The organism is Micromonospora sp. NBC_00421 (genome assembly GCF_036017915.1).
Lineage (GTDB): Bacteria > Actinomycetota > Actinomycetes > Mycobacteriales > Micromonosporaceae > Micromonospora.
In genome coordinates this window covers 3,227,387-3,249,192 of sequence record NZ_CP107929.1, presented here as the reverse complement: position 1 = coordinate 3,249,192, position 21,806 = coordinate 3,227,387, and the positions used below count along the sequence as shown (strand labels likewise).

Below are 21,806 nucleotides of genomic sequence, written 5' to 3'. Positions count from 1 at the left end.
CGGATGACTCGGCGACACCGGGTCGGTTTTGTGGGTCAACTGACGCATGTCTCGTTCGTCATCCCGGGGGAGGCTATCCGCATGACCGTGTCCCCCCAGCCGGACGACACCACAACCCCCCGCACCACCGTTGTGATCGCACTCGAAGGCGGCCCGGCGAGCCTTCCGCCCGAGCTTCGCAGTCAACGGATCTCGCCGGACGCACCGAAGGTGAAGGTCCCGCACCACGGTGGCTACGAGCACTTCGAACGCCCCGACGACGGCGACGGTGAGCCGCTCGTCTTCCGCTGGGCGTACCGGTCGCGGATCGCGGAATAGCCGGCCGGGAACCTGCCCCGGCCGGGCGGTCCGGGCCGGGGTGACCGCAGGGTCCATCCGGACCCGCAGGCCGCACGTCGTCGATTGTCCCTGCGCCGGCACGGCGCGCCAGAGCCCGTTCACCGGGACGGAAACGAGGGTGACGCACATGGTGGATTCTGTCTTCGTCATGCCCGGCACAGTGGCTGCTCCCCGTACGGGCATCCTGCGTGACCTGCACAGCCGCTACGAGACGGTACGTGAGGCACTGACCCGCATCGACAAGGCGGCCCGGGAGTTGGGGTTGCCCGACATCAGCACCCGTCTGATCGAGGATGTGGCAGGTGGGCGCCCCTACAGCCCCGAGGTGCAGTACCTGGAGATCTTCGCGGTCAGCCTCTCCACGTACCACCTGCTCGTCGCCGAGGGCGTCGAACCGGTGGCGATCGTCGGACAGAGCATCGGGGAACTCTGGGCCCTGGCCGCCGCCGGGCACGTGTCGGTGGGCGACGCCGCGCGCCTGGCGGTGGCCCGGTCCCGGGCACTGACCCGGCAGGCGTGGCCGGGCACGATGCTCGCCGTCGGGGTGGACGGCCGCCGCGCGGGGTCACTCGCCGGGCTGATCGGCCACCCGCACCTGGTGCTGGCCTGCGAGAACACACCCCGGCAGAGTGTCCTGAGCGGTCCGCGACGGCAGATCGACGAGGCGGAGCGGGTGGCCGAGGCACTCGGCTGGTCGAGTGTCCGCCTCGACGTTCCGCACCCCACCCACACCCCGGCGGTCGCGCAGGCCGCCCGGGACCTGCTGGCCACCGCCCCCCGGGTGTCCTACGGCGGCGGACGGTGGCGGGTGTCCTCACCGTGGCTGGGCCGGGACATCGGCGACGAGGACCCGGTCGAGCTGGTGGCCGGCGCGCTCACCGCCCAGGTCCGGATGCTGCACACGGTGCGTGCCCTGCACGCCGCCGGCGCGGACACGTTCATCGAATGCGGGGAGTGGCCGGTCGTCACCCGGTTCGTCGAGGCGTCGGTCCCGGGCATCCAGTCGGTCGTTCCGCTGAGCGAACACGACCCGGTCGCGGCGGTCCGGGCGCTGGTCGCCGGCCGCACCGAAACGGTGTCACCGCAGGTACGGACGCCGGCGTCGCCACCTGTCCCGGTTCGACCGGCTCCCACCCTCGTGCTGCCGCCACCCGTGGCGACCACACCCGCCCCGGCGGTCCCGGCGGTCCCGACCGTCCCGGCGGCTGCGGTCCCGGCTGCCCCAAGCGCCCCGGAGGTCCTGCCCGCCCCAATCGCCCCGACGCCGCCTGTCCTGTCCGTCCTGGCGCCGCCGACCCCGCAGGCACCGGTGACGCCGGCCTCCCCGGCCACCGTGGACCACTTGTCGTCCGCGTCGGACGCCGACGGGCAGTACGCGGTGGTGCTGACCGAGATCCGGGCCCTGTACGGCGACTACCTGGGCTATCCGCCGGAGCTGCTCGGCGACGACGACGGCCTGGAATCCGACCTGGGCGTGGAGTCACTCAAGCAGGTCGCCCTCCTCGGCCGGGTCGCCGACCGGTACGGCCTGCCGGACCTGCGGGCCAACACCTCCCTGCTGACCGTCGGCACCCTGGGGCGGATCGCGCAAGCCGTCGTCCAGGCCCGGGGGGAGGCGACCGCCCGATGACCGACACGCCAAGCCTGCACGGTCGGATCGCGTTGGTGACCGGCGCGGCCAAGAGCCTCGGCGCGGACATCGTCCGTCGACTGGCCACCTGCGGCGCACACGTCGTCGTCAACTACTTCCACTCCGTCGAGCAGGCCGAACTGCTGCGCACCGAGCTGGCGGAGGCCGGCCTCAGCGCGGAGTTCATCCGGGCCTCGGTGGCCAAACGCACCGAGATCGACCGGATGTTCGGCCTGGTCCGGCAGCGGCACGGCGGCCTCGACTTCCTCGTCAACAACGCGGCCGGCGGCGCGTTCCTGCCCCTGTTCGACGTCGACGACACGTACTGGCAGCGGGCCTGGTCCACCAACGTCATGGGGGCGTACCACTGCTCCCGCCGGGCGGCCGAGCTGATGGTGGGCCGCCCGGGAGCAGCCATCCTCTGTCTGTCCAGCGTCGGCGCCCACCAGCCGGTCCCCGGGTACGGCCCCGGCGGCGTCACCAAGGCCGCCCTGGAGTCCCTGGTCCGGTACCTGGCGCTGGAACTGGCCGACCAGGACATCCGGGTCAACACCGTGCTGCTGGGCTCCGTGGCCAGCGAAATCGTCGTCAACCTCGACGACCCGGCCGCCGCGCTCGGAGACTCGCCGCGCACCAGCGACCTGATGCGCCGCACCATCTCCACCCCCGAAGCGGCCCGGCTGCTCGTCCACCTCCTGCACCCGGACACCGGATTCATCACCGGGCAGACCCTCGTCGCCGACGGCGGCATCAGCATCGGCGGAATGCAGAGTCTGCGACTGCACAGCAAACTCGCCGCGCAGGTCGGTGTGCCCACCCGAACCCCACCGGTCCGCCCCACCGCAGCAGCCAGGGCACCCGAGGCGCACCCCTCGACCACCGAGGTCGTCGTCGTACCCGAACCGGCCCCCGCCGCCGCGACACCACGCCCGGTGCGCGACCCGCAGCCGCGCCGACCGGAGACCGGCCCCGCCGAGCAGGACCCGGATGCCATCGCGGTGGTCGGCCTCGGGGTGGTCCTGCCCGGCGCCAACAACCCCGCCGAACTCTACGACCGGCTCCGGGAGGGCGTCCTGCTGGCCAGCGAGCCGTCCGCGTTCGACCTGCGGCACTTCTGGTCGGCCAGCGCGGCGGAGACCGACAGCTTCTACATCCGGGAAGCCGGCTACGTGCAGGGGTTCGTCCCCGACCCCGCCTCGATCACCGAACCCGACGGGTTCCTGGGACACCCCGGCTGGCCACGCACCACCCGGTGGCTGCGGCACTGCACCGTCCAGGCCCTGGCCGGAGTGCGCCGCCGGCCCGGCGACCGGTGGCTGGCGGCGACCACCGGCATCCACGACCAGACCGGGCTCGGCACCCAGGGCGTCGTCCTCGGCGACGAGTACCAACGCCTGATCCGCGACGCCATCCAGAGCAGCGGCGGCGACGACTGGCTGGCCGAACTCGCCGACCACGCCATCAGCGCCCACTACGGCGGCGACGGCGGCAACCCGCTGGCCTACCTGCCCGCCTCGGTCTCCCGCAACGCGCTACGCGGGCTGATCCCGGGCGACGCCCAACACCTGACCCTCGACGCGGCCTGCGCCACCGGCCTGTTCTGTCTCGACGCCGCCGTCAAGGCCCTCCGCGAGGGAAGCTGCGACGTGGCACTGGTCGGCGGCACGTCGGTGATCGAACCGATCGGCTTCACGCTGTTCTGCCGGGCCCAGGGAATCACCGTCAGCGGCCGGATCCGCCCCTTCGACCAGGCGGCCGACGGGACACTGATCGGTGAGGGCGCCGTCATGCTCGCGCTGAAACCGTACGCCCGCGCGGTGGCCGACGGGGACCACATCCACGGCGTCGTCCTCGGCACCGGACTGGCCGCCGACGGCCGCGGCAAGGGCATCCACGCCCCGGCCACCCGGGGACAGGAACTGGCGATCGGCCGGGCCTGGGCCGACGCCGGCGTCGACGCCTCCGACGTGGACTGGGTGGTGGCCCACGGCACCGGCACCCCCGTCGGTGACGAGGTGGAACTACGTTCCCTGTTGTCACGACTGGGCGAGCGGGACCGGCCGTGCCTGCTGACGTCGAACAAACAGGTCTTCGGCCACACCGGTGTCCTGGCCGGGCTGGTGTCGGTGGCGCACGCACTGGTCGCCCTCGCCCACCGCACGATTCCCGGCCACACCGTGGTCACCGATCCCCACCCGCTGCTGGGCGACGGCACCCGACTGACGGTGCCGGTCACCGATGCGCCCTGGCCGGTCGACGAGGCCCGCCCCCGGATGGTCGGGGTGTCCTCGTTCGGCCTCGGGGGAGCCGACGCCCACGTGGTGCTCGCCGACCGGGTGCCGTCGACCCGACCCGCGCCCCGACCGTCGGTGCCCGACCGCACCCCGGACACCGAGGACCTGGTCGTGGTGGGCTGGAGCACCCACCTGCCCGGCCTGGACCGCGACCGGGTGCCCGGCTGGCTCGTCGGCGACGGCCCGGCCCCGCAGCTCAGCTTCGGCAGCCCGTACCCGCTGCCGTCCCCCCTCGACGTGCGGATCCCGCCCCGGACGATGCGGCACATGGACCCCGCCCACCTGATGATGCTCCAAGCCCTCGGGCCGCTCCTGGCCGACCTGGGTGAGCCGGGAACCGCACTGCGACCCACCACCGCGATCCTGGTGGGGGCGAGCCTGCCGACCACGCACAACGCCCGCGCCGCCCTACGGGTGCACGCGCAGGAGTGCGCCTCGACGTTCGACCTGCTACCCGACCCCGGGCAGGCCCAGACACTGCGGGAATACCTCGCCAAGGCGCTCGCCGACGCCGGCGACGTCATACCCGACGAGCTCAACGAGGACGACTTCACCGGTGCCGTCTCCTGCATCCTGTCCGGCCGGGCCGCCAACTACTACGACTTGCGGGGCTTCGGCACCAGCGTCTACGCCCACCGCGACTCCACCCACAGCGCCCTCGATCTGGCCCTGCGCCAACTCCGCCACCGGGCCTGCGACCTGGCCCTCGTCGGCGCGGTGAGCCTCCGACCGATCAGCGGATGGGACCGGCACCTGGACACCCTCGTACCGGCGGGTCGATCGGTCGCCGAGGGCGCCGCCGTCGTCGCCGTCGCCCGCCGCTCCACCGCCCGGGAGTACGGCCTGCCCATCCTGGGTACGCTCGCCACCGCACCCGAGGGCACCGCCGACGACCCGGCACACACCCTGCCGGCACCGGCCGGCACCGACCGCACCTACCTGGCCCTGGACGCCCTGCTGGCGGTGCTCCGGGCCGTCGTCACCGGCACCGACACCGTCGTGTCACCGGCCGCCCCCGGATCACCGTCGATCCGGTTCACCGGGCCGACCGGCTCCGGCCCCGACCCGGGCGGGGCCGTCCCGGAACCGGCCGAACAGCCGATCGGCCGCCGGCAGACCCTCCAGCTGCGTCCGCTGACCCCACCGGACCCGGACGGGCCGGCGATCCCGGCCGGGAGCATCGTGCTCACCGACGCCGCGGACCTCGCCGCTGCGGTCACCGGACCGGACATCGCCGTCTGGTCACCGCGGCCGGGAGTCGACGCCGCCACCCACGTACCGCCCGACGCCGCCGCCGACGCGCTGGCCGACCTGCCGTTCGTTCCACGCCACATCCGGATCCTCACCCGGCTGGAAACCCCCGACGGCGGTGCCGACGACATCGAGGCCGCCCGGTTGGAGGACCTCCAGGACCTGGCGTTCACCACCATCCAGGCCGCGCTGCCCGCGCTGCGGGCCGGCGGGTCGCTCGCCGCGCTGCTGCTCGCCGCCCTACCGCAGGGAACGACCCACCCGCTCGCCGGCCTGTTCAGCGGACTCGTCCGCTCGGTACGGGCCGAGGTCCCGCAGTGCAGCGGGAACACCCTGATCACCGACGCGTCGCAAGCCCCGACCGCGCTGGCACAGCTGGCCCGGGCGGCGACCGCCCGGGTGCCCACGCACACCCTGGCCTGCCACGGACAGACCTGGTCCGAGCTGGCCGTCGCCGACGACGAAGCCCGACCGCACCGCACGGCAGAACCCACCCTGCCACCGGGCGCGATCGTGGTCGCCTTCGGTGGCGCCCGCGGCATCACCCCCGAACTCCTCGATGCCGTGGCCCGCACCACCGACCGCCCCCACCTGTACCTCGTCGGCCGTACCCTGCTACCCGAGACCGACGACGAACTGCCACCCCAGGCCGAGTTCATCGCCGCCGGACGCCGGGAACACCCCGACGCGTCGGTGCGGGAACTCAAGACCGCCTACGAACGTGCCCAGGCCCGCCTGGAGGTACGCCGGACCGTGCACCGGCTCGCCGAACTGTGCGGGCCGGACCGGGTCCACCACCGGGTGTGCGACGTTCTGGACGCGGACCGCACCAGGGCGGTCCTCGACGAGGTCATGGACCGGCACGGGCGCATCGACCTGCTCATCAACACCGTCCTCGACCTGCGCTCCCGGGCACTGCACGCGAAGACCCTGGTCGACTTCCGGGCGGTACGGGCCACCAAAGCCACCGGCTACCGCAACCTCAAACGCGCCCTGGCCGGCCGGCCGCCCCGGACCTGGTGCAACTTCAGCACCCTGGCCACCCTCGCCCCCGCCCCCGGAGACGTCGACTACTGCGCCGTCAACGAATACCTGGCGTACGCGAGCGCCTGGGCCGACCGGCACGCACCCGAGGGACACCGCGAACTCGCCATCCTCTGGAGCGGCTGGCGGGAAGTCGGCGTCGCCAGCAGCGCCGCCATGCAGGAAACCCTGCGCCGCAACCGGATGGACGCCTACATCAGCAGCAGGCAGGGTGCCGCCCAGTTCCTCGACGCGGTGACCCGGCCCGGCAGCGGGGCGGCGGTCTTCTACATCCGGGAGGAGGAACGCGTACTGCTGGGGCAGCGGGGAATCAGCACCGACACCACCAGCGGCCGGCTGCCACTGCCCGTACCCGACGCACCACCACCCACCCCACCGGATCCGTCCCTGGCCACGCCGCTGCTCGACGGCGTGCTGCTGCGCGGCCGCCGCTGGGCGGTGTTCACCAAGACCTGGGAACCACACACCCTCGCGGAGCAGGACGGCCGGTGGATGCGCCACCACCGGGTCAACGGGGAGTATGTCCTCCCCGGCACCTTCGCCCTCGAGGCCGCCGCCGGCGCAGCCGGACACCTCTGCCCCGACCTCGTCGTCACCGGATTCCGTGACCTGGTCTGCCGGACGTCGGTGACGGTCAGGTCCGCCGGACCACCCCGCACCATCACGGTGCAGGCCCGACTCACCGACCGGTCCCCGGACCGGGCCGTGGTGACGGTCCGGATCACCACCAACCGGGTCGGCCGCAACGGCAAGGTCCTGCGCTTCGACGACCTGCTCTGCGAGACGACAGTCGTGCTGGCCGACCGGCACCCCGCACTGCCCGCGCCGACCGACCAGGTGGCGCACCGACCCGAACCGGACTTCACCATGCCGGTCTACTCCGCCGACCTGCCGATCACCCTCAGCGGCCCGTTCGCCGGCACCAGCGGGTACGCCCGGGGACCGGACGGCACGAGCGCCACGTTCCGCCTGGACCACGAGGCGTGGAGCCCGGCCCTGGCCGGGATGACCGTACCGGCGATTCTGCTGGACGCGATGGTGCACCTGCTGCTCCTGCCGCCACACGGCGACCGGCCACCCCTGGTCGGCCCGATGGCCGGCATCGAGGCGGTGGACCTCGGTGGACCGGGCAACGACTGCCAGCTCAGCGCCGCGCATCCGACGATCCGGCTGCACTGCCGGTTCGCCGACGGCGCGTTGACCGCGTCGACCACGGACGGCCACGTCCTGGCCCGGATCACCGGGGTCAGCGCGCACGCCACCGACCACAGCGGGAGGTTGATCCGGCCGCACGCCGACATCCCCCAGCCGGCCCTTCCCTGACAGCCGAGGAGACAGCGGTGTTGTGGCACGACATCACGATCGCCGGAACCGGTTCCTGGATACCCCCGATCCGACCTGAGCAGGACCCGTGGGGCGGCACCCAGGCCGGTCCGTCGTCCATGGCGGCGGCCAACGGGTTCACCTCGGCGGCGGTCTCGACCGGGGAGACCGCGACCCAGATGGCGGCCCGGGCCGCCCTGCTGGCACTGCGCCACGCCGAGGTCCCCAGCGCCGACGTGAGCCTGTTGGCCCACGCCACCTTCCAGGACGAGGACCACTACACGCCCGCGCCGTACCTGCTGCGGGTCCTCGGAGCCACCCGTACCACCGGCATCGAGATCGGCGCGGCCAGTGACGGCGGCGCGGCCGCCCTGGTCACCGCAGCCGAACACCTCACCGCCCAACCCACCGCCCCGGCGGCCCTGGTCACCGCCGGAGCCCGCTTCCCCCACCAGCGGTGGGGCCACGTCCGCGACATCGGCTACGTCGCCGGTGACGCCGGCGCCGCCGCGGTGCTCACCCGGGGCACCGGTTTCGCCCGGCTGCTGGCCACCGCCCAAGCCACCGAACCGGAGCTGGAGGTGCTGACCCGCGCCGGTGAGCAGGGCACCGCCGCCGGCGACGGCCGACGGTTCCTCGCCGAACAGACCGGACTCCTGCCGCACATCGGGACACTTCAACGCCGCACCCGGCACTGTGTCGACACCGTCCTCGGCGAGACCGGCCTGGCAGCGGCGGACATCTCGCACGTGGTGGCCATCGCGATCGGGTCAGCCGTGCTCGACCTGGTGCTCTCCGGACCCCCGCTGCACCGCCGCGCCACCGACAGCAGTTGGACCTTCGGCCGCCACCTCGGCCACGCCGGCCCCTGCGACGTGCTGCTCGCCCTGGACCGGATGTTCCGCACCGGCGCACTGCGGGTCGGGGACCACGTCCTCGTCGTGAGCTTCGGCCTCGGCTTCCGCTGGACCACCGCCCTGCTCGAGATCACCCGCCCACCGCCCGGTGCGACGACGCCAGACCGGAGAACGAGGTAACCCATGACCGAGACGACTACGACGACCACCGCGTCGATTCCCCTGGCACCAGGCGCACTGCCGCTCCTCGGACACGCGTTGCCCCTGTTGCGGGATCCGCTGGCCTTCATCCGCTCCCTGGCCGGCTACCCCAGGATGGTGCGGGTCCGGTTGGGCCCGACCTCCGCAGTGCTGATCTGCGACCCGACCCTGACCCGGCACATCTTCGTCAACGACCGGACCTTCGACAAGGGCGGCCCGATCTACGACCGGATCCGGGAGGTCATCGGCGACGGGCTGTCCACCTGCCCGTACCCGCTGCACCGGCGACAACGACGACTGTGCCAACCGTCGTTCCACCCACAGCGCCTACACGGGTACGCGGCGGTGTTCGGCCGGGCCTCCCATGCCACCGCCGGCTCCTGGCACGACGGTCAGGTGCTCGACGTCACCCGGGAGATGATGACGCTGACCACCCAGGCCACCATGGAGACGATGTTCAGCGGGTCCCTCCCCGCGGACACCCTCCGCCGGGCCCTGGCCGACACCAACACCGTGGTGAGCGCCTTCTTCCGCCGGATGATGACCCCGGCCCTGATGCGCCGGCTACCTACCCCCGCCAAGCGACGCTACGACCAGGCCCGGGCCCGGCTCTTCGCCACCATCACCGAGATCGTCGCCGCCCGCCGGGCCGACCCCACCGACCACGCCGACCTGCTCTCCGCACTGGTCGCGGCCGTCGACGTGGAAAGCCGTGACCACGAGCAGCGGCTCAGCGACGCCGAACTGGCCGACCAGGCCCTCACCTTCTTCCTCGGCGGCATGGAGACCACCGCCATCACCCTGGCCTGGGCACTGCACCTGGTGGCCACCCATCCGGAAATCCAACACGCACTGCAGGCCGAAACCGACACTGTCCTGGCAGGCGCGCTCCCCGGCCCCGAACACCTGCCCCGACTCGACCTGGCGACCCGGGTGGTCACCGAAACCCTCCGGCTCTACCCGCCGGCCTGGATGATGACCCGCACCGTCGCCCAGGAGGCCGAACTCGACGGGGTACGGCTACGACGCGGCGACACCCTCGTGCTCAGCCCGTACCTGATCCACCGGCGCCCCGACCTGTACGCCGACCCGGACCGCTTCGACCCGGACCGCTGGCGCGGCACCTCACCCGACCGGACGGGCTACGTCCCGTTCGGCGCCGGCGCACGCAAGTGCATCGGGGACCAGTTCGCGCTCACCGAGGCGATCCTGGCCCTGACCGCGGTGGCGGCCCGCTGGGAGTTGTCCCCTGTCGGCGAGGAACCCTTCCGACCCAAGGTGGAAACCAGCCTCAGCTCCCGCGGGCTGCGCCTGCGGCTGCGGTGTCGGACGGAGACCTCCGGGACCGACGCGCCGCCGGTCGCCACGTCGCAGCCACTACCCGTTCCGTCGACCCCCGGACCGGGCCCTGACGCCTGCCCGGTCGCCCACTAGGAGAACAACCATGAGGTCGCTGGTCAAACAGCTGCTCCGTAACCGTGAGATCCGCCGGCACACCGCCGCACCGGCCGACCGGCTCCACCCGCCCACGCGTCCCGACCCGAACGGGTGGTTCTGCGTGGCCTTCTCCGACGAGGTCCGCCCCGGGGCCATCACCACCCGCCCGTTCATGGGTGGCGAGGTGGTCGTCTACCGGACTCCCCGCGGGTTGCTGCGTGCGGTCCGCCCACGCTGCCCCCACCTCGGGGCGCACCTGGGCGTCGGTGGAACACTCGAAGGTGAGGAGATCGTCTGTCCCTTCCACCGGTTCGCCTTCGACCCCTCCGGGGCCTGCGTACGGACCGGGTACGACCTGCCGCCGCCCAAGGCGACCCTGACCCAGTTCCCGGTCTGCGAGGCCAACGGGTCGATCTACGTGTGGCGGCACGCGCTCGGCCTCGCACCGCAGTGGCAGGTGCCGATCTTCGGCATGGACGAGCGGCAACCCTTCAGCCACAACACCTTCGACATCGCCGGTCACCCGCAGGACGTCATCGAGAACGCCTTCGACTGGGGGCACCTCCCGGCCCTGCACGGGCTGCGGGACCTGGTCATCGAGGGGGCACCGGTGATGGGGGAGCCGATCAGCACGGTCACCGCGACCGCCCGGGGCACCGTCATGCGCCAGAGCCGCCAGTCCTACACCCTCACCGTGATCGGACTGGCCACCATCGCGGCCCGCACCCGGTTGCCCAACGGCGCGGGCGACCTCCACGTCATGCTGCACGCGACCCCGACCACCGCCGGTCGGATCCAACTGCGGTTCGGTACCAAGTTGGAGCTGGCCGGTCTGCCGTTCCTGCCCGAGCGGGCCGCCCGCGCGACGGCGATGCCCGTCGCCCGGCTGCTCGGCGCGATCGCCCAACGGGTGGCCTCGGTCGACACCGGCGCGGACCTGCTGATGTGGCACCACCAGGAGCACGTCGAACAGCCGAAGCTCGCCCGGGGAGACGGCCCGATCGGGCGGTACCGGCAGTGGGCGCGGCAGTTCTACACCGACCCCACCCCGTCCGGCGATCCCACCGACGCCGCCGCCACCGGGACGTCCATCACCAACGGTTCGCCGGCCGCCAACGGTGTGCCGGCTGTCAACGGATCGTCAGTTGTCAACGGTTGGCCGGTCGCCAACGGATCGTCCGTCGACGAACGGAAGGCCGGCCGTTCCGGGGTGTGACCGTGGCCACCGTGGCCTGTGAACCGTGTCGGTGCCGTCTCGGCAACGAAGGGAGACCCTCATGGCGGGGCAGAACACCACGCCGGGTGCCGCGCAACGACTGGCGGTGCTGGGCGCGGGAGTGATGGGGACGGGCATCGCCGCACTGGCGATCGGGCACGGGATCGCCGTGTCCATGATCGACGTCGACCGCCGTCGCCTGGCCGAGGCCACCGACCGGGTCGACCGGCAGGTCCGGACGGCCCGGCTGATGGGTGCCCTACCGGAGGGCACCCGACCCGGCCTGCTCGACGTCGGAGTGTCCCTCGCGGACGTCTCGACAGGGCGGACCGGCACCCTCACCGCGGTGGTCGAGGCGGTCACCGAGGACCCCAACGCCAAGGCGAAGGTGCTGGCGGACGTCTCCGCCCTGGTGGCACCAGGCACCCCGGTGGTGTCCAACACCTCCTCGATCCCCATCGGCGAACTGGCCCGGTCGGTGGCACGACCGGAAGACCTGATCGGCAGCCACTTCATGAACCCGCCCTACCTGATCCGGACCGTCGAGGTGATCCGCGGCCCACGTACCGGTCCGCACACCCTGGACGCGGTACGCGGGCTGCTCACCACCCTGGGCCGGGAATCGGTGGTGGTCGAGGACGCGCCGGGCTTCGTCACCAGCCGGATCCTGCACCCGATGATCAACAGTGCGGTTCGGGTGGTGGCCGCCGGCACGGCAAGCGTCGAGTCCGTCGACAAACTCCTGCAGGGATGTCTGGGACATCCGACCGGTCCGCTGCGCACCGCCGACCTGATCGGCCTGGACAACCTGGTCGACTCCCTGTGGGTGCTGCACGAACGCACCGGCGACGAGAACTGCCGCCCCTGTGAGCTGCTGCTGACCAAGGTCCGGGCCGGCCACCTCGGCCGCAAGAGCGGACGGGGTTTCTACCACTACGAGGGAGACCTGTGATGACTGTGCCATCCGACCAGGAGGTGTCGGACACTGGTGACCGGGTCGACACCGCCGCGCCGGAACTGGTGCGCTTCCTGACGGCGCTTACCGGGCGGACCTGGCCGCCGGACACGGACCTCTTCGCCACCGGTGGGCTGTCGTCCCTGTTCGCGATGGAGCTGGTGGTGCACCTGGAGCAGACGTACGGGGTCTCCGTGCGCGGCACCGACCTGCGGTTGGACAACTTCCGCACGGTGCGCCGGATGGTGGCCCTGGTCGACCGGCTCCGCAACAGCGAACCCGGCGACCACGGTGCCTGAGACCGTCGCCGCCACCGCGCCCACCGTCACGCCCGCCCAGGCCGCCACGCTCGCCGCCCGCCTGGTCGGCGACCGGGCGGGCGACTGGGACCGGGCGGGCCGGCTACCCGTGGACGTGGTGCGCGCACTCAACACCGCAGGCCTGCTCGCCCCCCAGATCCCGACCGGGTACGGCGGAGCGGGATGGAGCAGCCTGGACAGCGGCGAGTTCACCGCCCAGGTGGGCAGCCTGTGCAGCTCCCTGCGCAGCGTCATGACCTCCCAGGCAATGGCGGCCTGGACCATCGAACGGTTGGCCGACCGGGCCCAGGCCAGGTCGCTGCTGCCCCGCCTGGCCGCCACGGACACGGCCGCCGTGGCCTTCAGCGAACCGCAGGCGGGCAGTGATCTGTCGGCGATGACCACCACCGTCACCATGACCGGCGACACCCTGCGCCTCGACGGCCACAAGGTGTGGGTGACCGCCGCCGACCACGCCGACCTGCTCCTGGTCTTCGCCCGACTCGGCGACCAGGGAGCCGTGGTGGTGGTGCCCCGGGCCACCCCGGGGGTACGGGTGCACCGGCGGGCGGATCCCCTGGGATGCCGGGCGGCCGGACACGCCGACGTGTGGTTCGACGCGGTACGGCTGCCCACCAGCAGCCTGCTCGGTGCCGGCGGGCAGTCATTGTCCCTGCTGGTGACCACGGCGTTGAGCTACGGCCGGATGTCGGTCGCCTGGGGTTGCGTGGGGATCCTGCGGGCCTGTCTGACGGCGGCCGTCGCACACGCCGGTTCCCGCCACCAGTTCGGCCGCCCGCTGGCCCAACACCAGCTCGTCGCCCGGCACCTGGCCGACCTGTGGGCCGCCGAGCAGGTGGCCACCCGGGTCTGTGAGCACGCCAGCCGCTGCTGGGACACCGGCTCACCCGAAGTGGTCACCGCCACCGTCCTGGCCAAGTACGTCAGCGCCGGGCACGCCACCCGGGCCGCCGCCGACGCGGTCCAGATCCTGGCGTCGGCCGGTGCGGTCGACGGGCACCCCGTCGCCCGGGCGTACCGCGACGCCAAGCTCATGGAGATCATCGAAGGCAGCACCGAGATGTGTCAGCTGATGCTGGCCGACCACGCGGTGAACCGCCGGTGACCCCACCGCCGCGCCGATCGCCCGCCCACTCATCCCATGCTGCCGACGAACGGCAGTCCACGAAGGAGTCGACGTGACCGACGAGGTCCCGACGGTCCCACCCGTGACCGTGAAGTGCCTGGTCTGGGATCTGGACGACACCCTCTGGCAGGGTGTCCTGCTGGAGGACGAACAGGTCGTGCTCCCCGACCCGATCCGGGCGGTGATCACCGGGCTGGACGCCCGGGGCATCCTCCAGTCGGTCTGCAGCCGCAACGACCACGAGCCGGCCTGGGCCCGGCTGTGCGCGCTCGGCGTCGCCGAGTACTTCGTGGCACCGCAGATCGGGTGGGGACGCAAGTCCGACGCGGTCCAGCGGATCGCCGACCGGCTGGGCTTCGCGCTCGGCACCGTCGCCTTCATCGACGACCAACCGGTCGAACGGGCCGAGGTCGCCTTCCACCTCCCGCAGGTACGCTGCTACGACGCCAGCGCGGCCACAGCCCTGTTGGACCGGCCGGAGTTCACTCCGACGTCGGTGACCGTGGACGCCCGGCGACGCCGGCAGATGTACCAGGCCGGTCAGCGGCGGGCCGACGAGCAGGCCCGGTTCACCGGCCCGGCGGAGGACTTCCTGCGTTCGCTGGAACTGGTGATGCGCATCCGGCGGGCCGACGCCGCAGACCTGTCGCGGGTCGAGGAGTTGACCCTGCGGACCAGCCAGATGAACGCGACCGGAGTGCACTACCCGGATCAGGCGTTGCGGGCCCTGCTGGCCGACCCCCGGTACGAGGTCCTGGTCACGACGTTGACCGACCGGTTCGGGCCGCACGGCGCGGTCGGTGTGCTGGTCCTGGAGAAACACCCCGGGGTGTGGCACCTGCTGCTGCTCGCCACCTCGTGCCGGGTGGTGTCCTTCGGCACCGGCACCGTCCTGCTGACCTGGCTGGTGGACCAGGCCGCTCGAGCTCGCGTGCACCTGATCGCCGACTTCCGGCCCAACGACCGGAACCGGATGATGGAGATCGCCTACCGGTTCGCCGGCTTCGACGAGGAGCCCTGCGCATGCCGGGACCGCATCGCCGTCGACAGCGACCGGGCCGTCCAGCGACTGCACCTGGCGGCACGCCGGCAACCGGCACCGTCGACGTTCCACCTGACCGCCCCCGACCTGGCCGGCCCGGCGACCGTCGGCGCGGGTTGACCGCCCGCACCCGGCCTCCACCGGCCGGACCGCGGTGTGGAGATCAGCCGGCCCGCCGCCGGGCCAACGTGATGCCGTCGGCCATTGGAAGCAGACACACATCCACCCGTTGGTCGTCGCGGATCATGGCGTTGACCCGCCGCACCCCGGCGGTGTCCGGATCACCGGCGGTCGGGTCGACCACCCGGCCGAAGAACAGCGTGTTGTCCACCACCACCAGACCGCCGGGGCGTACGAGTTGCACCGCGAATTCGTAGTACTGCGGATAGTTTGCTTTGTCGGCGTCGATGAAAACGAGATCGAAACTGCTGTCGGTGCCTTCGTCGAGCATTTTGTCAAGGGTCTCGACGGCCGCACCGATGCGTACCTCGATGCGGTCGGCGACCCCCGCGCGGTGCCAGTACTCGGCACCGATCTCCGGCCACCGCGCGCTGATGTCACAGGTCACCAGCCGGCCGTGCGGTGGCAGCGCCCGGGCCATGCACAGGGTGCTGTAGCCGGTGAAGGTGCCCACCTCCAGCACCCTCGTGGCCCCGACCAGGGACACCAGCAGCGCAAGGAGTTGTCCCTCCTCGGCCATCACCTGCAGGGACTGCCCGCCGGGAAGCTCGCCGGTGTGCGTGCGTAGCGCCCGAAGGACGTCGTCCTCTCTGAGCGAGAATTCCCGGACATAGGCCAGAAGCTCCGGGCCGACCCCGATCTGATTAGCCATGCCAGCAATTCTAGAGAGCGTTCGCCACCGTACTCAAGGTGTGGCACAAGCCATTTTTGCGGCTACGAGAATGCGGCGGGAAGCGGTGGTGCCGTCGCCGAGGGCGGGGCCGGTGGTGAATTTGCAGGTGCCAGCCAGCTCCGGCTGGAGCTGACCACGGTGTCTCTGATCGAGATCAGTTCCAGCAACGTAGCTGTCGGCCATGACGCGGTCATCCGACGTGTCGCCACGATGGGAAGGTCCGCCAGCGGTACTGAGGTTGGCATGAACGCCACGGTGTCGTCTTTCCGACAACGACTCCGATGCGGATCGCGATACCGGACCCTCAGCGAGGCTGACCTTCTCTGTATTGGGCCTCTGTGCATCTTGCGCCGCAGGGGACAGTTTCGCGGCCCTGCGCCGTTGATCACCCACGACAACCTCTGCTGCCAGGGGCGAGTAGTAGCCGACCGACGCGCCCAGCATCGCGAGCTGACCTATGCCGGCGGAGGCGTCGCCGGCGTAAAGCCGAAGCAGGAGCGGGTCGATGATCAACTCAGCCCCTTCTTCTCCGCCCTCGCCTGCCCGCACTGCGACCAGCCGTGGGCTGGCCAACCGGCAAAGTGGCACGGCTCGTCATCGGTCTCGGCGTTCGTCCGCTCGGGATGAGATGAAGGCAACGTCGGATGACGATCTCAAACGTCATCGGTCATTCGTTCTAGTGCCTCGTCACGCAGCCTTGAACGGCGCAGGGTCTTGAGGAAGGTCAGGGACTCGCGCCACCGTTTGCGGTCGCGGATGCGGTAGTGCAGGCGGCCGGTGGCCGGGTCCAGGGCGGCGATCATGTGTCGTACGCCCTGGTCGCGGGTGTAAGTGGCACGAAGTCGCACCGGGTGTGCGACGGGTCGCCAGGCCCCGTCCTGGGCGGGTTTGAGGTTCAGCGGCCCGAACTCGTCGACGCAGAGCACCCTGCCATCGGCGGGTGGGAGGTCGTAGAGGTGGCGCATCTTCGTGGTGAAGCCGGGGTCGGTGCTGGCCTTCCACGTCTTGGTGGCCTGCCACGTCACCCCGCGTTCGTGCAGGACACGACGCACGGTCTCGACGCTGATCGTCGTGACGTAACCCGCGGCGACGAGGTAATCGCGCAGTTCGGCAAGCGACCAGCGGGAGAACGGTTGGCCGAGGAAGCGGGGGTCGCACCGGGCGGTGACGCAGATCCAGTCGCGGGTCTGCTCATCGATCCGTCTCGGTGCGCCCCCGCTCCATTTTGGGTCCAGGGCGTCGAACCCCCGCTCGTTGAACGCGTGCATCACGTCGCGGACGTCATCCACGCTGCTCGTGAGCAGGTGAGCGATGTCCGGGGCCGGCTGTCCCTGGGCGGACATCAGCACCACGATCGCCCGCCGCAGCTTCACCGGGTCCTTCGCCGTCCTGGTGATCCGCCGCAACCGCTGGCCCTCAGCCATCGACACCTGCCGGACGCACACTTCCGGCTTTCTGCCCACCGGCCACCACCTCCCACCACGAGTGCTGGGAGACAGCCTGCCCGATCCATCCCCAGAACCGACGCATTACCCGACCAACGTTCAAAGACGAGGCGCTAGTGTCGCGTGATTCTGGTTGTGTTATGTCCTGTACGCGTCGAGACTGCACCGTCCGCGCTGAGGTTGCACATGATCTTGCGCCGTTCGGATTGATCTTGCGCATCGCCGCCGGCCATCGGGGCTTCGACGGCGACGAATGTCAAGCTGCCAGTGCTTTCAGTTCTTCCAGCACCTCACGCTCGACCTCGGCTAGTGACCTCTGTTCGTCCTCGGCGATCCACTCGGAGAAGGCCACGGTGAAAGCCGTCACGCCGGTTTCCGCCGCGAGGACGGCCGCTCGCTCGGCGACGCCGCGCGCACGCAACGCGCCGGCTACCACCGCCGCGAGCGATGCCCTCTTCAGCAGCTCGCGTTCCAGTAGGCGGGGGTTCGCCGTGATGACCGCGTGGCGCTGACGTGACCAGGGCCGTCGTTCGTCGGTGAAGGACTCCGCCGAGACCGCCAGGGCTGCGGTGACCATCTCCAGCGGCGACGCGGACGGCGGGGCCGCGCGCACGCCGTCCAGGAATGCCTGTTGCAGCATGTCGTGTCCGTCGAACAGCACCTCGCGCTTGTCGGCGAAGTGACGGAAGAACGTGCGCTCGGTCAGGCCGACGCTCTGGGCGATCTCTTCGACGGTCGTCTTCTCGAAGCCTTGTCGGACATAGAGCTCCAGTGCCGCCATCTGTAGGCGCTGCCTCGCACCTGGATCCCATCGCGCCATAGCGAGAGCATACTGATGGCAGCGGCTGACATCATGCGCTAAGGTGACGACAGCGACTGACATCATCGGGGTGTTGGTTGGCCGGCATCAAGAAGGAGATCCATCCATGCGCGTTTTCGTCACCGGGGCATCCGGCTGGATCGGCTCCGCCACCGTCGACGAGCTGTTCGCGGCCGGTCACGACGTCGTCGGCCTCGCCCGCTCCGACGCCTCCGCCGCCGCTCTGGAAGCCATGGGCGTCACGGTCCTGCGCGGCGACCTCGACGACCTCGACGGCATCCGCGCGGGCGCCGCGGACGCGGAGGCCGTGATTCATCTCGCCAACAAGCACGACTTCGACAACCCCGCCGTCTCGAACAAGGCCGAACGAGCCGCGATCGAGGCAATCGGGGACACCCTCGAAGGTTCGGGTCGGCCGTTCCTGTTCGCCTCGGGCATCATCCCGGTCGGCGGTGGTCGTCCCGCCACCGAAGACGATGCCTCCCCGTTCCACGGCCCCGACACCCCTCGCGGCGGCGGCGAGAACCTCGCACTGGACTACCTCGCCCGAGGCGTGCACGTGGTCGGGGTGCGGTTCGCCCCCACCACGCACGGCGCGGGCGACAACGGCCTCATGACCACTCTCGTCGGTATCGCGCGGGAGAAGGGCGTTGCCTGCTACATCGGTGACGGTACGAACCGGTGGCCCGCAGTGCATCGCTCCGATGCCGCCCGCCTCGTCCGCCTCGGACTGGAGAAAGCACCCGCGGGCTCGCTCCTGCACGCGATCGCCGAGGAAGGAATCCCGACACGCCATATCGCCGAGGCGATCGGCCACGCGCTCGACCTGCCCGTCGCCTCCATCTCGTCCGAGAACGCACCAGCTCACTTCGGCTGGATCGGCGGATTCTTCGGCATGGACATCCCCGCCTCCAGCACTCGCACCCAGGAAATCCTCGGCTGGACACCCACCGGCCCCACCCTCCTGGACGACCTCAACACAGGCGCCTACTCCCACGCCTGACAACCCGACGACGAGACGTAGGCCGTCGTGCGCACCCGCGCAGGCTGACCGGTGCGCGCTGAAAGCCGTTCGGCCGTTCAGGACAAGGTGTCGCGTACCCGCAGCGGTCGGTTTCCGGTCGGGCCGAGCTGGGCCAACTCGCCCTCGATGTCGACGTCGATCGGGCCGAGAAAGCTGATGTTGCCGGCCGGAACAACGGCAGCGGCGAGTCGTGCTCCAACGCGCGGGCCAACAGGAACTCGTCCAGCTCCGAACAGCCGACCCAAAACAAGATCCACCGAAGGTGCAAGGTAATCCCGAACAGATCGCGTGTGCCACGCTCCGGCGACCTTGCAGCCTGGGACTGCGTAGCTTTCGGCTCTGTCTCACATTCGGTGGTGACCGAAGGTAGTCGATGTCGTTGAGGCCTTGTGTGCGAGATCGTTGATCTTACGAAGACGGTGTTCTCGGGATTGCTGCCGCTGGTGATCGACGACGTGACGGACGAGGGCGAGCGAATCCTGGTGCGGGCTCGGACTCCGCAGAGGCCAGTGGCGTGTCCGGGGTGCGCGGCCGTGACGGGCCGGGTGTACGGGTATCACCAGCGGCCCCTTGCGGACCTGCCGGTCGATGCGCGGCCGGTGGTGCTCCGGGTACGTACAACTCTGCCTCCGGCCGAACTACCAGCCGGAAACGCACACGGTGCGCGCTGAGATCCATCTCAGCGCGCACCGCGGGGCAATGGTCCGTGTCCGAGGGTGGACATGACGCCGGATCGCCGCCGTGTCAGGGCAGTGCGGACCAGGTCCGCCGGCAGGACCGCTGCCGGGTCGGGCACGGTGGTGGTGCGCCGCCGCTTCGGTGTTCGGCCGCACAATCCGCTGTACGCATGAGTCGGGCGTCGCCCGCTTCCACGCCGACGGGGTCTCGCTCAGGTGCTGTCCGGCGAAGATCCGCGCACCGTCGCCGCCCTGGCCACCTGACTAGTTGCCTCACTGGAAAGAAGCTAGTACTTTCCAGTGAGGCAACTAGTCAAGGAGGTCGCGATGAGCAGGCAGGACGATCAGCAGAACGCGGCAGCAACTCTGGCCACGATCCATGAGCACCAGCAACGGACCCGGCGTGCGGCGCGCGTGCCGTGGTGGGTCTACGCAACGATGTTCCTCCTGAGTGCCGCGGCATGTGCGGCTAACGACTTCGTCGACCTCGATGGCGCCAAGCTGCTCGCCGCAGTGGTCCTGGTCGTGCTCGTCATCGTTGCCGTGATCACGTATGCCGGCCGATCGGCGCCACTGAGCAGGCTGCGCGCTGTGCGGCGCAGGCAGACGTTCGTGCCACAGGCTTTCGGTGCGGTGGCGGTCGTCGGCGGTCTCGGCGTCTGGTTGCTCTTCCGTTACGGCAACACGATCGCTGACAACGTGGCCGGCGCGATCGGCCTGAGCAACTACCCGAACACCGTCGCCGGGATGCTCCTCGGCGCTGCGTTCACCGCGTTGTTCGCCCTGAGTCAGCTGCTGAGCGAGACCTTCCAACACCGAACCGGCCGATGACCGACTCACCACCAACCGCCGGCCGGGCGTCGGGCCTGGACCGGCTGCTCTCGGATCCGACACGGCTGGCGATCATGTCGGTGCTGACGGCTGCGGACTGGTGCGACTTCGCCTTCCTGCGGGACGCGGTGTCACTGTCGGACTCGGCACTGTCCAAGCAGCTCACCACACTCAAGAACGACGGGCAGATCGAGCAACGGCGCACGTATCACGGCCGGGTGCCCAAAACCACGGTGCGAGCCACCGACGAGGCCCGATCCCGTTTCGTGAGGCATGTCGAGGCGCTCCGAATGATCGTGGAACGCGCTCAAGCCGAAGAACACCCGCGGTTCTAGGTCCCGTTCCATAGCCCGGTTGACCTATCGAGTACGAGACCATCATGACCCCACCGGTCACATCCGGGATCCTCGTCAGTCCGGCGCCGGTTGACGAACTCCAGTTCGTGTCTGCTCATCAGGGGTTTCTGCGGTACTTTCCTGCCGTGCCCGATGACAGGCGAGAACGGTCGAGGCTGCGCGCCGAGCGTAGCGACGGCGTGGAGAACCGGCAGCGGATTCTCGCCGTGGCGACGGTGGTCGTTGCCCGCGACGGCCTGCAGGTGCCCCTGGCGACGGTGGCGGCCGAGGCTGAGGTCGGGATCGGCACCCTCTACCGCCACTTCCCGAACCGTGCGGCACTGCTGGACGGATTGGTCATACGGTCCCTGCGGGTTGTCCTCGAGGCGATCCGGGATGCGGTCGGCGACGCCGCGACCGCGCTCGACGCGGTGCGGGGTTACTTCTACCGCGTGATCGAACACCGCGACCAGCTGATCCTCCCACTGCGCGGCGGCCCTGCGGTGGTCAGCGCCGAAGCGGCCGGACTTCGCGAGGACGTCCGCCGAGAACTTGAGGACATCCTGCGCCGAGGGGTCGCGGACGGCACGATCCAGAGCGGCTTGACTCCCCTCGACCTCATCCTGATGGCGACGATGCTGGCCCAGCCGCTGCCCAACATCACGGATTGGGACCTCGTCGCACGACGGACGGCAGACGTCTATCTTGCGGGCATGCCGCCCCGGAGTGACGAACCGTACGTCCGACGCTAGAATTATCCGGACGGTTTCCTCCGTCTAAGCTGGT

Annotated in this window: 19 protein-coding genes and 1 pseudogene; 15 read left to right on the top strand and 5 right to left on the bottom strand. The window is 70.8% G+C overall.

Annotated elements, in window-relative coordinates:
* The first annotated feature begins 3 nt into the window (after nt 1-3).
* The 10 genes from OHQ87_RS13340 (at nt 4) to OHQ87_RS13295 (ending at nt 15,155) form a co-directional block, all read left to right on the top strand.
* The gene (locus OHQ87_RS13340; protein WP_328348318.1) at nt 4-318 is read left to right on the top strand and encodes a DUF5988 family protein; all 315 of its coding nucleotides are present in this window, start codon (nt 4-6) and stop codon (nt 316-318) included.
* 148 nt (nt 319-466) lie between these two features.
* A complete protein-coding gene (locus tag OHQ87_RS13335) occupies nt 467-1,969 on the top strand; it encodes an acyltransferase domain-containing protein (RefSeq protein WP_328348316.1) in 1,503 nt (500 codons plus the stop codon).
* Nucleotides 1,966-7,881 carry an SDR family oxidoreductase gene (locus tag OHQ87_RS13330; protein WP_328348314.1) on the top strand — a complete coding sequence of 1,972 codons (5,916 nt, stop codon included), beginning with the start codon at nt 1,966-1,968 and terminating at the stop codon, nt 7,879-7,881. The genes OHQ87_RS13335 and OHQ87_RS13330 overlap by 4 nt, the downstream gene beginning before the upstream one ends.
* A gap of 17 nt (nt 7,882-7,898) precedes the next feature.
* Nucleotides 7,899-8,918, top strand: a complete 1,020-nt coding sequence (locus OHQ87_RS13325; protein WP_328348313.1) for a 3-oxoacyl-[acyl-carrier-protein] synthase III C-terminal domain-containing protein — start codon at nt 7,899-7,901, stop codon at nt 8,916-8,918.
* A 3-nt stretch (nt 8,919-8,921) separates the two neighbouring features.
* Nucleotides 8,922-10,373: a cytochrome P450 gene (locus OHQ87_RS13320; protein ID WP_328348312.1), complete on the top strand. Its 1,452-nt coding sequence runs from the start codon at nt 8,922-8,924 to the stop codon at nt 10,371-10,373.
* A gap of 10 nt (nt 10,374-10,383) precedes the next feature.
* Complete coding sequence (locus OHQ87_RS13315) at nt 10,384-11,592, top strand: Rieske 2Fe-2S domain-containing protein (protein WP_328348310.1); 1,209 nt, start codon at nt 10,384-10,386, stop codon at nt 11,590-11,592.
* A 61-nt stretch (nt 11,593-11,653) separates the two neighbouring features.
* Nucleotides 11,654-12,544, top strand: a complete 891-nt coding sequence (locus OHQ87_RS13310; RefSeq protein ID WP_328348308.1) for a 3-hydroxyacyl-CoA dehydrogenase family protein — start codon at nt 11,654-11,656, stop codon at nt 12,542-12,544.
* Complete coding sequence (locus OHQ87_RS13305) at nt 12,544-12,846, top strand: acyl carrier protein (RefSeq protein WP_328348306.1); 303 nt, start codon at nt 12,544-12,546, stop codon at nt 12,844-12,846. The genes OHQ87_RS13310 and OHQ87_RS13305 overlap by 1 nt, the downstream gene beginning before the upstream one ends.
* Nucleotides 12,839-13,972, top strand: coding sequence for an acyl-CoA dehydrogenase family protein (locus OHQ87_RS13300; RefSeq protein WP_091253105.1), 1,134 nt, complete (start codon nt 12,839-12,841; stop codon nt 13,970-13,972). Before OHQ87_RS13305 ends, OHQ87_RS13300 begins: the two co-directional genes overlap by 8 nt.
* Nucleotides 13,973-14,045: 73 nt before the next feature.
* Nucleotides 14,046-15,155 (top strand): HAD-IIIC family phosphatase, encoded by a 1,110-nt coding sequence (locus OHQ87_RS13295; protein WP_328348302.1) that lies wholly within the window; start codon nt 14,046-14,048, stop codon nt 15,153-15,155.
* Nucleotides 15,156-15,198: 43 nt separating this feature from the next.
* On the opposite strand, the gene OHQ87_RS13290 is transcribed toward OHQ87_RS13295, so the two are convergent.
* The 4 genes from OHQ87_RS13290 to OHQ87_RS13275 all read right to left on the bottom strand — a co-directional run bounded on the left by OHQ87_RS13290 (nt 15,199) and on the right by OHQ87_RS13275 (nt 18,114).
* The gene (locus tag OHQ87_RS13290; RefSeq protein ID WP_328348301.1) at nt 15,199-15,867 is read right to left on the bottom strand and encodes an O-methyltransferase; all 669 of its coding nucleotides are present in this window, start codon (nt 15,865-15,867) and stop codon (nt 15,199-15,201) included.
* A 33-nt stretch (nt 15,868-15,900) separates the two neighbouring features.
* Nucleotides 15,901-16,401 carry a hypothetical protein gene (locus OHQ87_RS13285; protein WP_328348299.1) on the bottom strand — a complete coding sequence of 167 codons (501 nt, stop codon included), beginning with the start codon at nt 16,399-16,401 and terminating at the stop codon, nt 15,901-15,903.
* Nucleotides 16,402-16,541: 140 nt separating this feature from the next.
* Entirely contained in the window at nt 16,542-17,312 is a 771-nt protein-coding gene (locus OHQ87_RS13280; protein WP_328348297.1) for an IS630 family transposase, read from the bottom strand.
* A 277-nt stretch (nt 17,313-17,589) separates the two neighbouring features.
* On the bottom strand, nt 17,590-18,114 hold the full coding sequence (locus OHQ87_RS13275) for a TetR/AcrR family transcriptional regulator (RefSeq protein WP_328348294.1): 525 nt from the start codon (nt 18,112-18,114) through the stop codon (nt 17,590-17,592).
* Between the two features lie 145 nt (nt 18,115-18,259).
* Between OHQ87_RS13275 and OHQ87_RS13270 the strand changes: the two genes are divergently transcribed.
* Complete coding sequence (locus OHQ87_RS13270; protein ID WP_328348293.1) at nt 18,260-19,156, top strand: SDR family oxidoreductase; 897 nt, start codon at nt 18,260-18,262, stop codon at nt 19,154-19,156.
* A gap of 77 nt (nt 19,157-19,233) precedes the next feature.
* Here the strand turns inward: OHQ87_RS13270 and OHQ87_RS13265 are convergent, their stop codons facing one another.
* Complete coding sequence (locus OHQ87_RS13265) at nt 19,234-19,434, bottom strand: hypothetical protein (RefSeq protein ID WP_328348291.1); 201 nt, start codon at nt 19,432-19,434, stop codon at nt 19,234-19,236.
* A 132-nt stretch (nt 19,435-19,566) separates the two neighbouring features.
* On the opposite strand from OHQ87_RS13265, the pseudogene OHQ87_RS13260 reads away from it, so the two are divergent.
* The 4 genes and pseudogenes from OHQ87_RS13260 to OHQ87_RS13245 all read left to right on the top strand — a co-directional run.
* A pseudogene (locus OHQ87_RS13260) lies at nt 19,567-19,794 on the top strand (transposase family protein); the annotation flags it as partial.
* Nucleotides 19,795-20,181: 387 nt separating this feature from the next.
* Nucleotides 20,182-20,685, top strand: coding sequence for a hypothetical protein (locus OHQ87_RS13255; protein WP_328348287.1), 504 nt, complete (start codon nt 20,182-20,184; stop codon nt 20,683-20,685).
* Nucleotides 20,682-21,020, top strand: coding sequence for a winged helix-turn-helix domain-containing protein (locus OHQ87_RS13250; RefSeq protein WP_328348286.1), 339 nt, complete (start codon nt 20,682-20,684; stop codon nt 21,018-21,020). The genes OHQ87_RS13255 and OHQ87_RS13250 overlap by 4 nt, the downstream gene beginning before the upstream one ends.
* 44 nt (nt 21,021-21,064) lie before the next feature.
* Complete coding sequence (locus tag OHQ87_RS13245) at nt 21,065-21,772, top strand: TetR/AcrR family transcriptional regulator (RefSeq protein WP_328348285.1); 708 nt, start codon at nt 21,065-21,067, stop codon at nt 21,770-21,772.
* Nucleotides 21,773-21,806 lie beyond the last annotated feature (34 nt).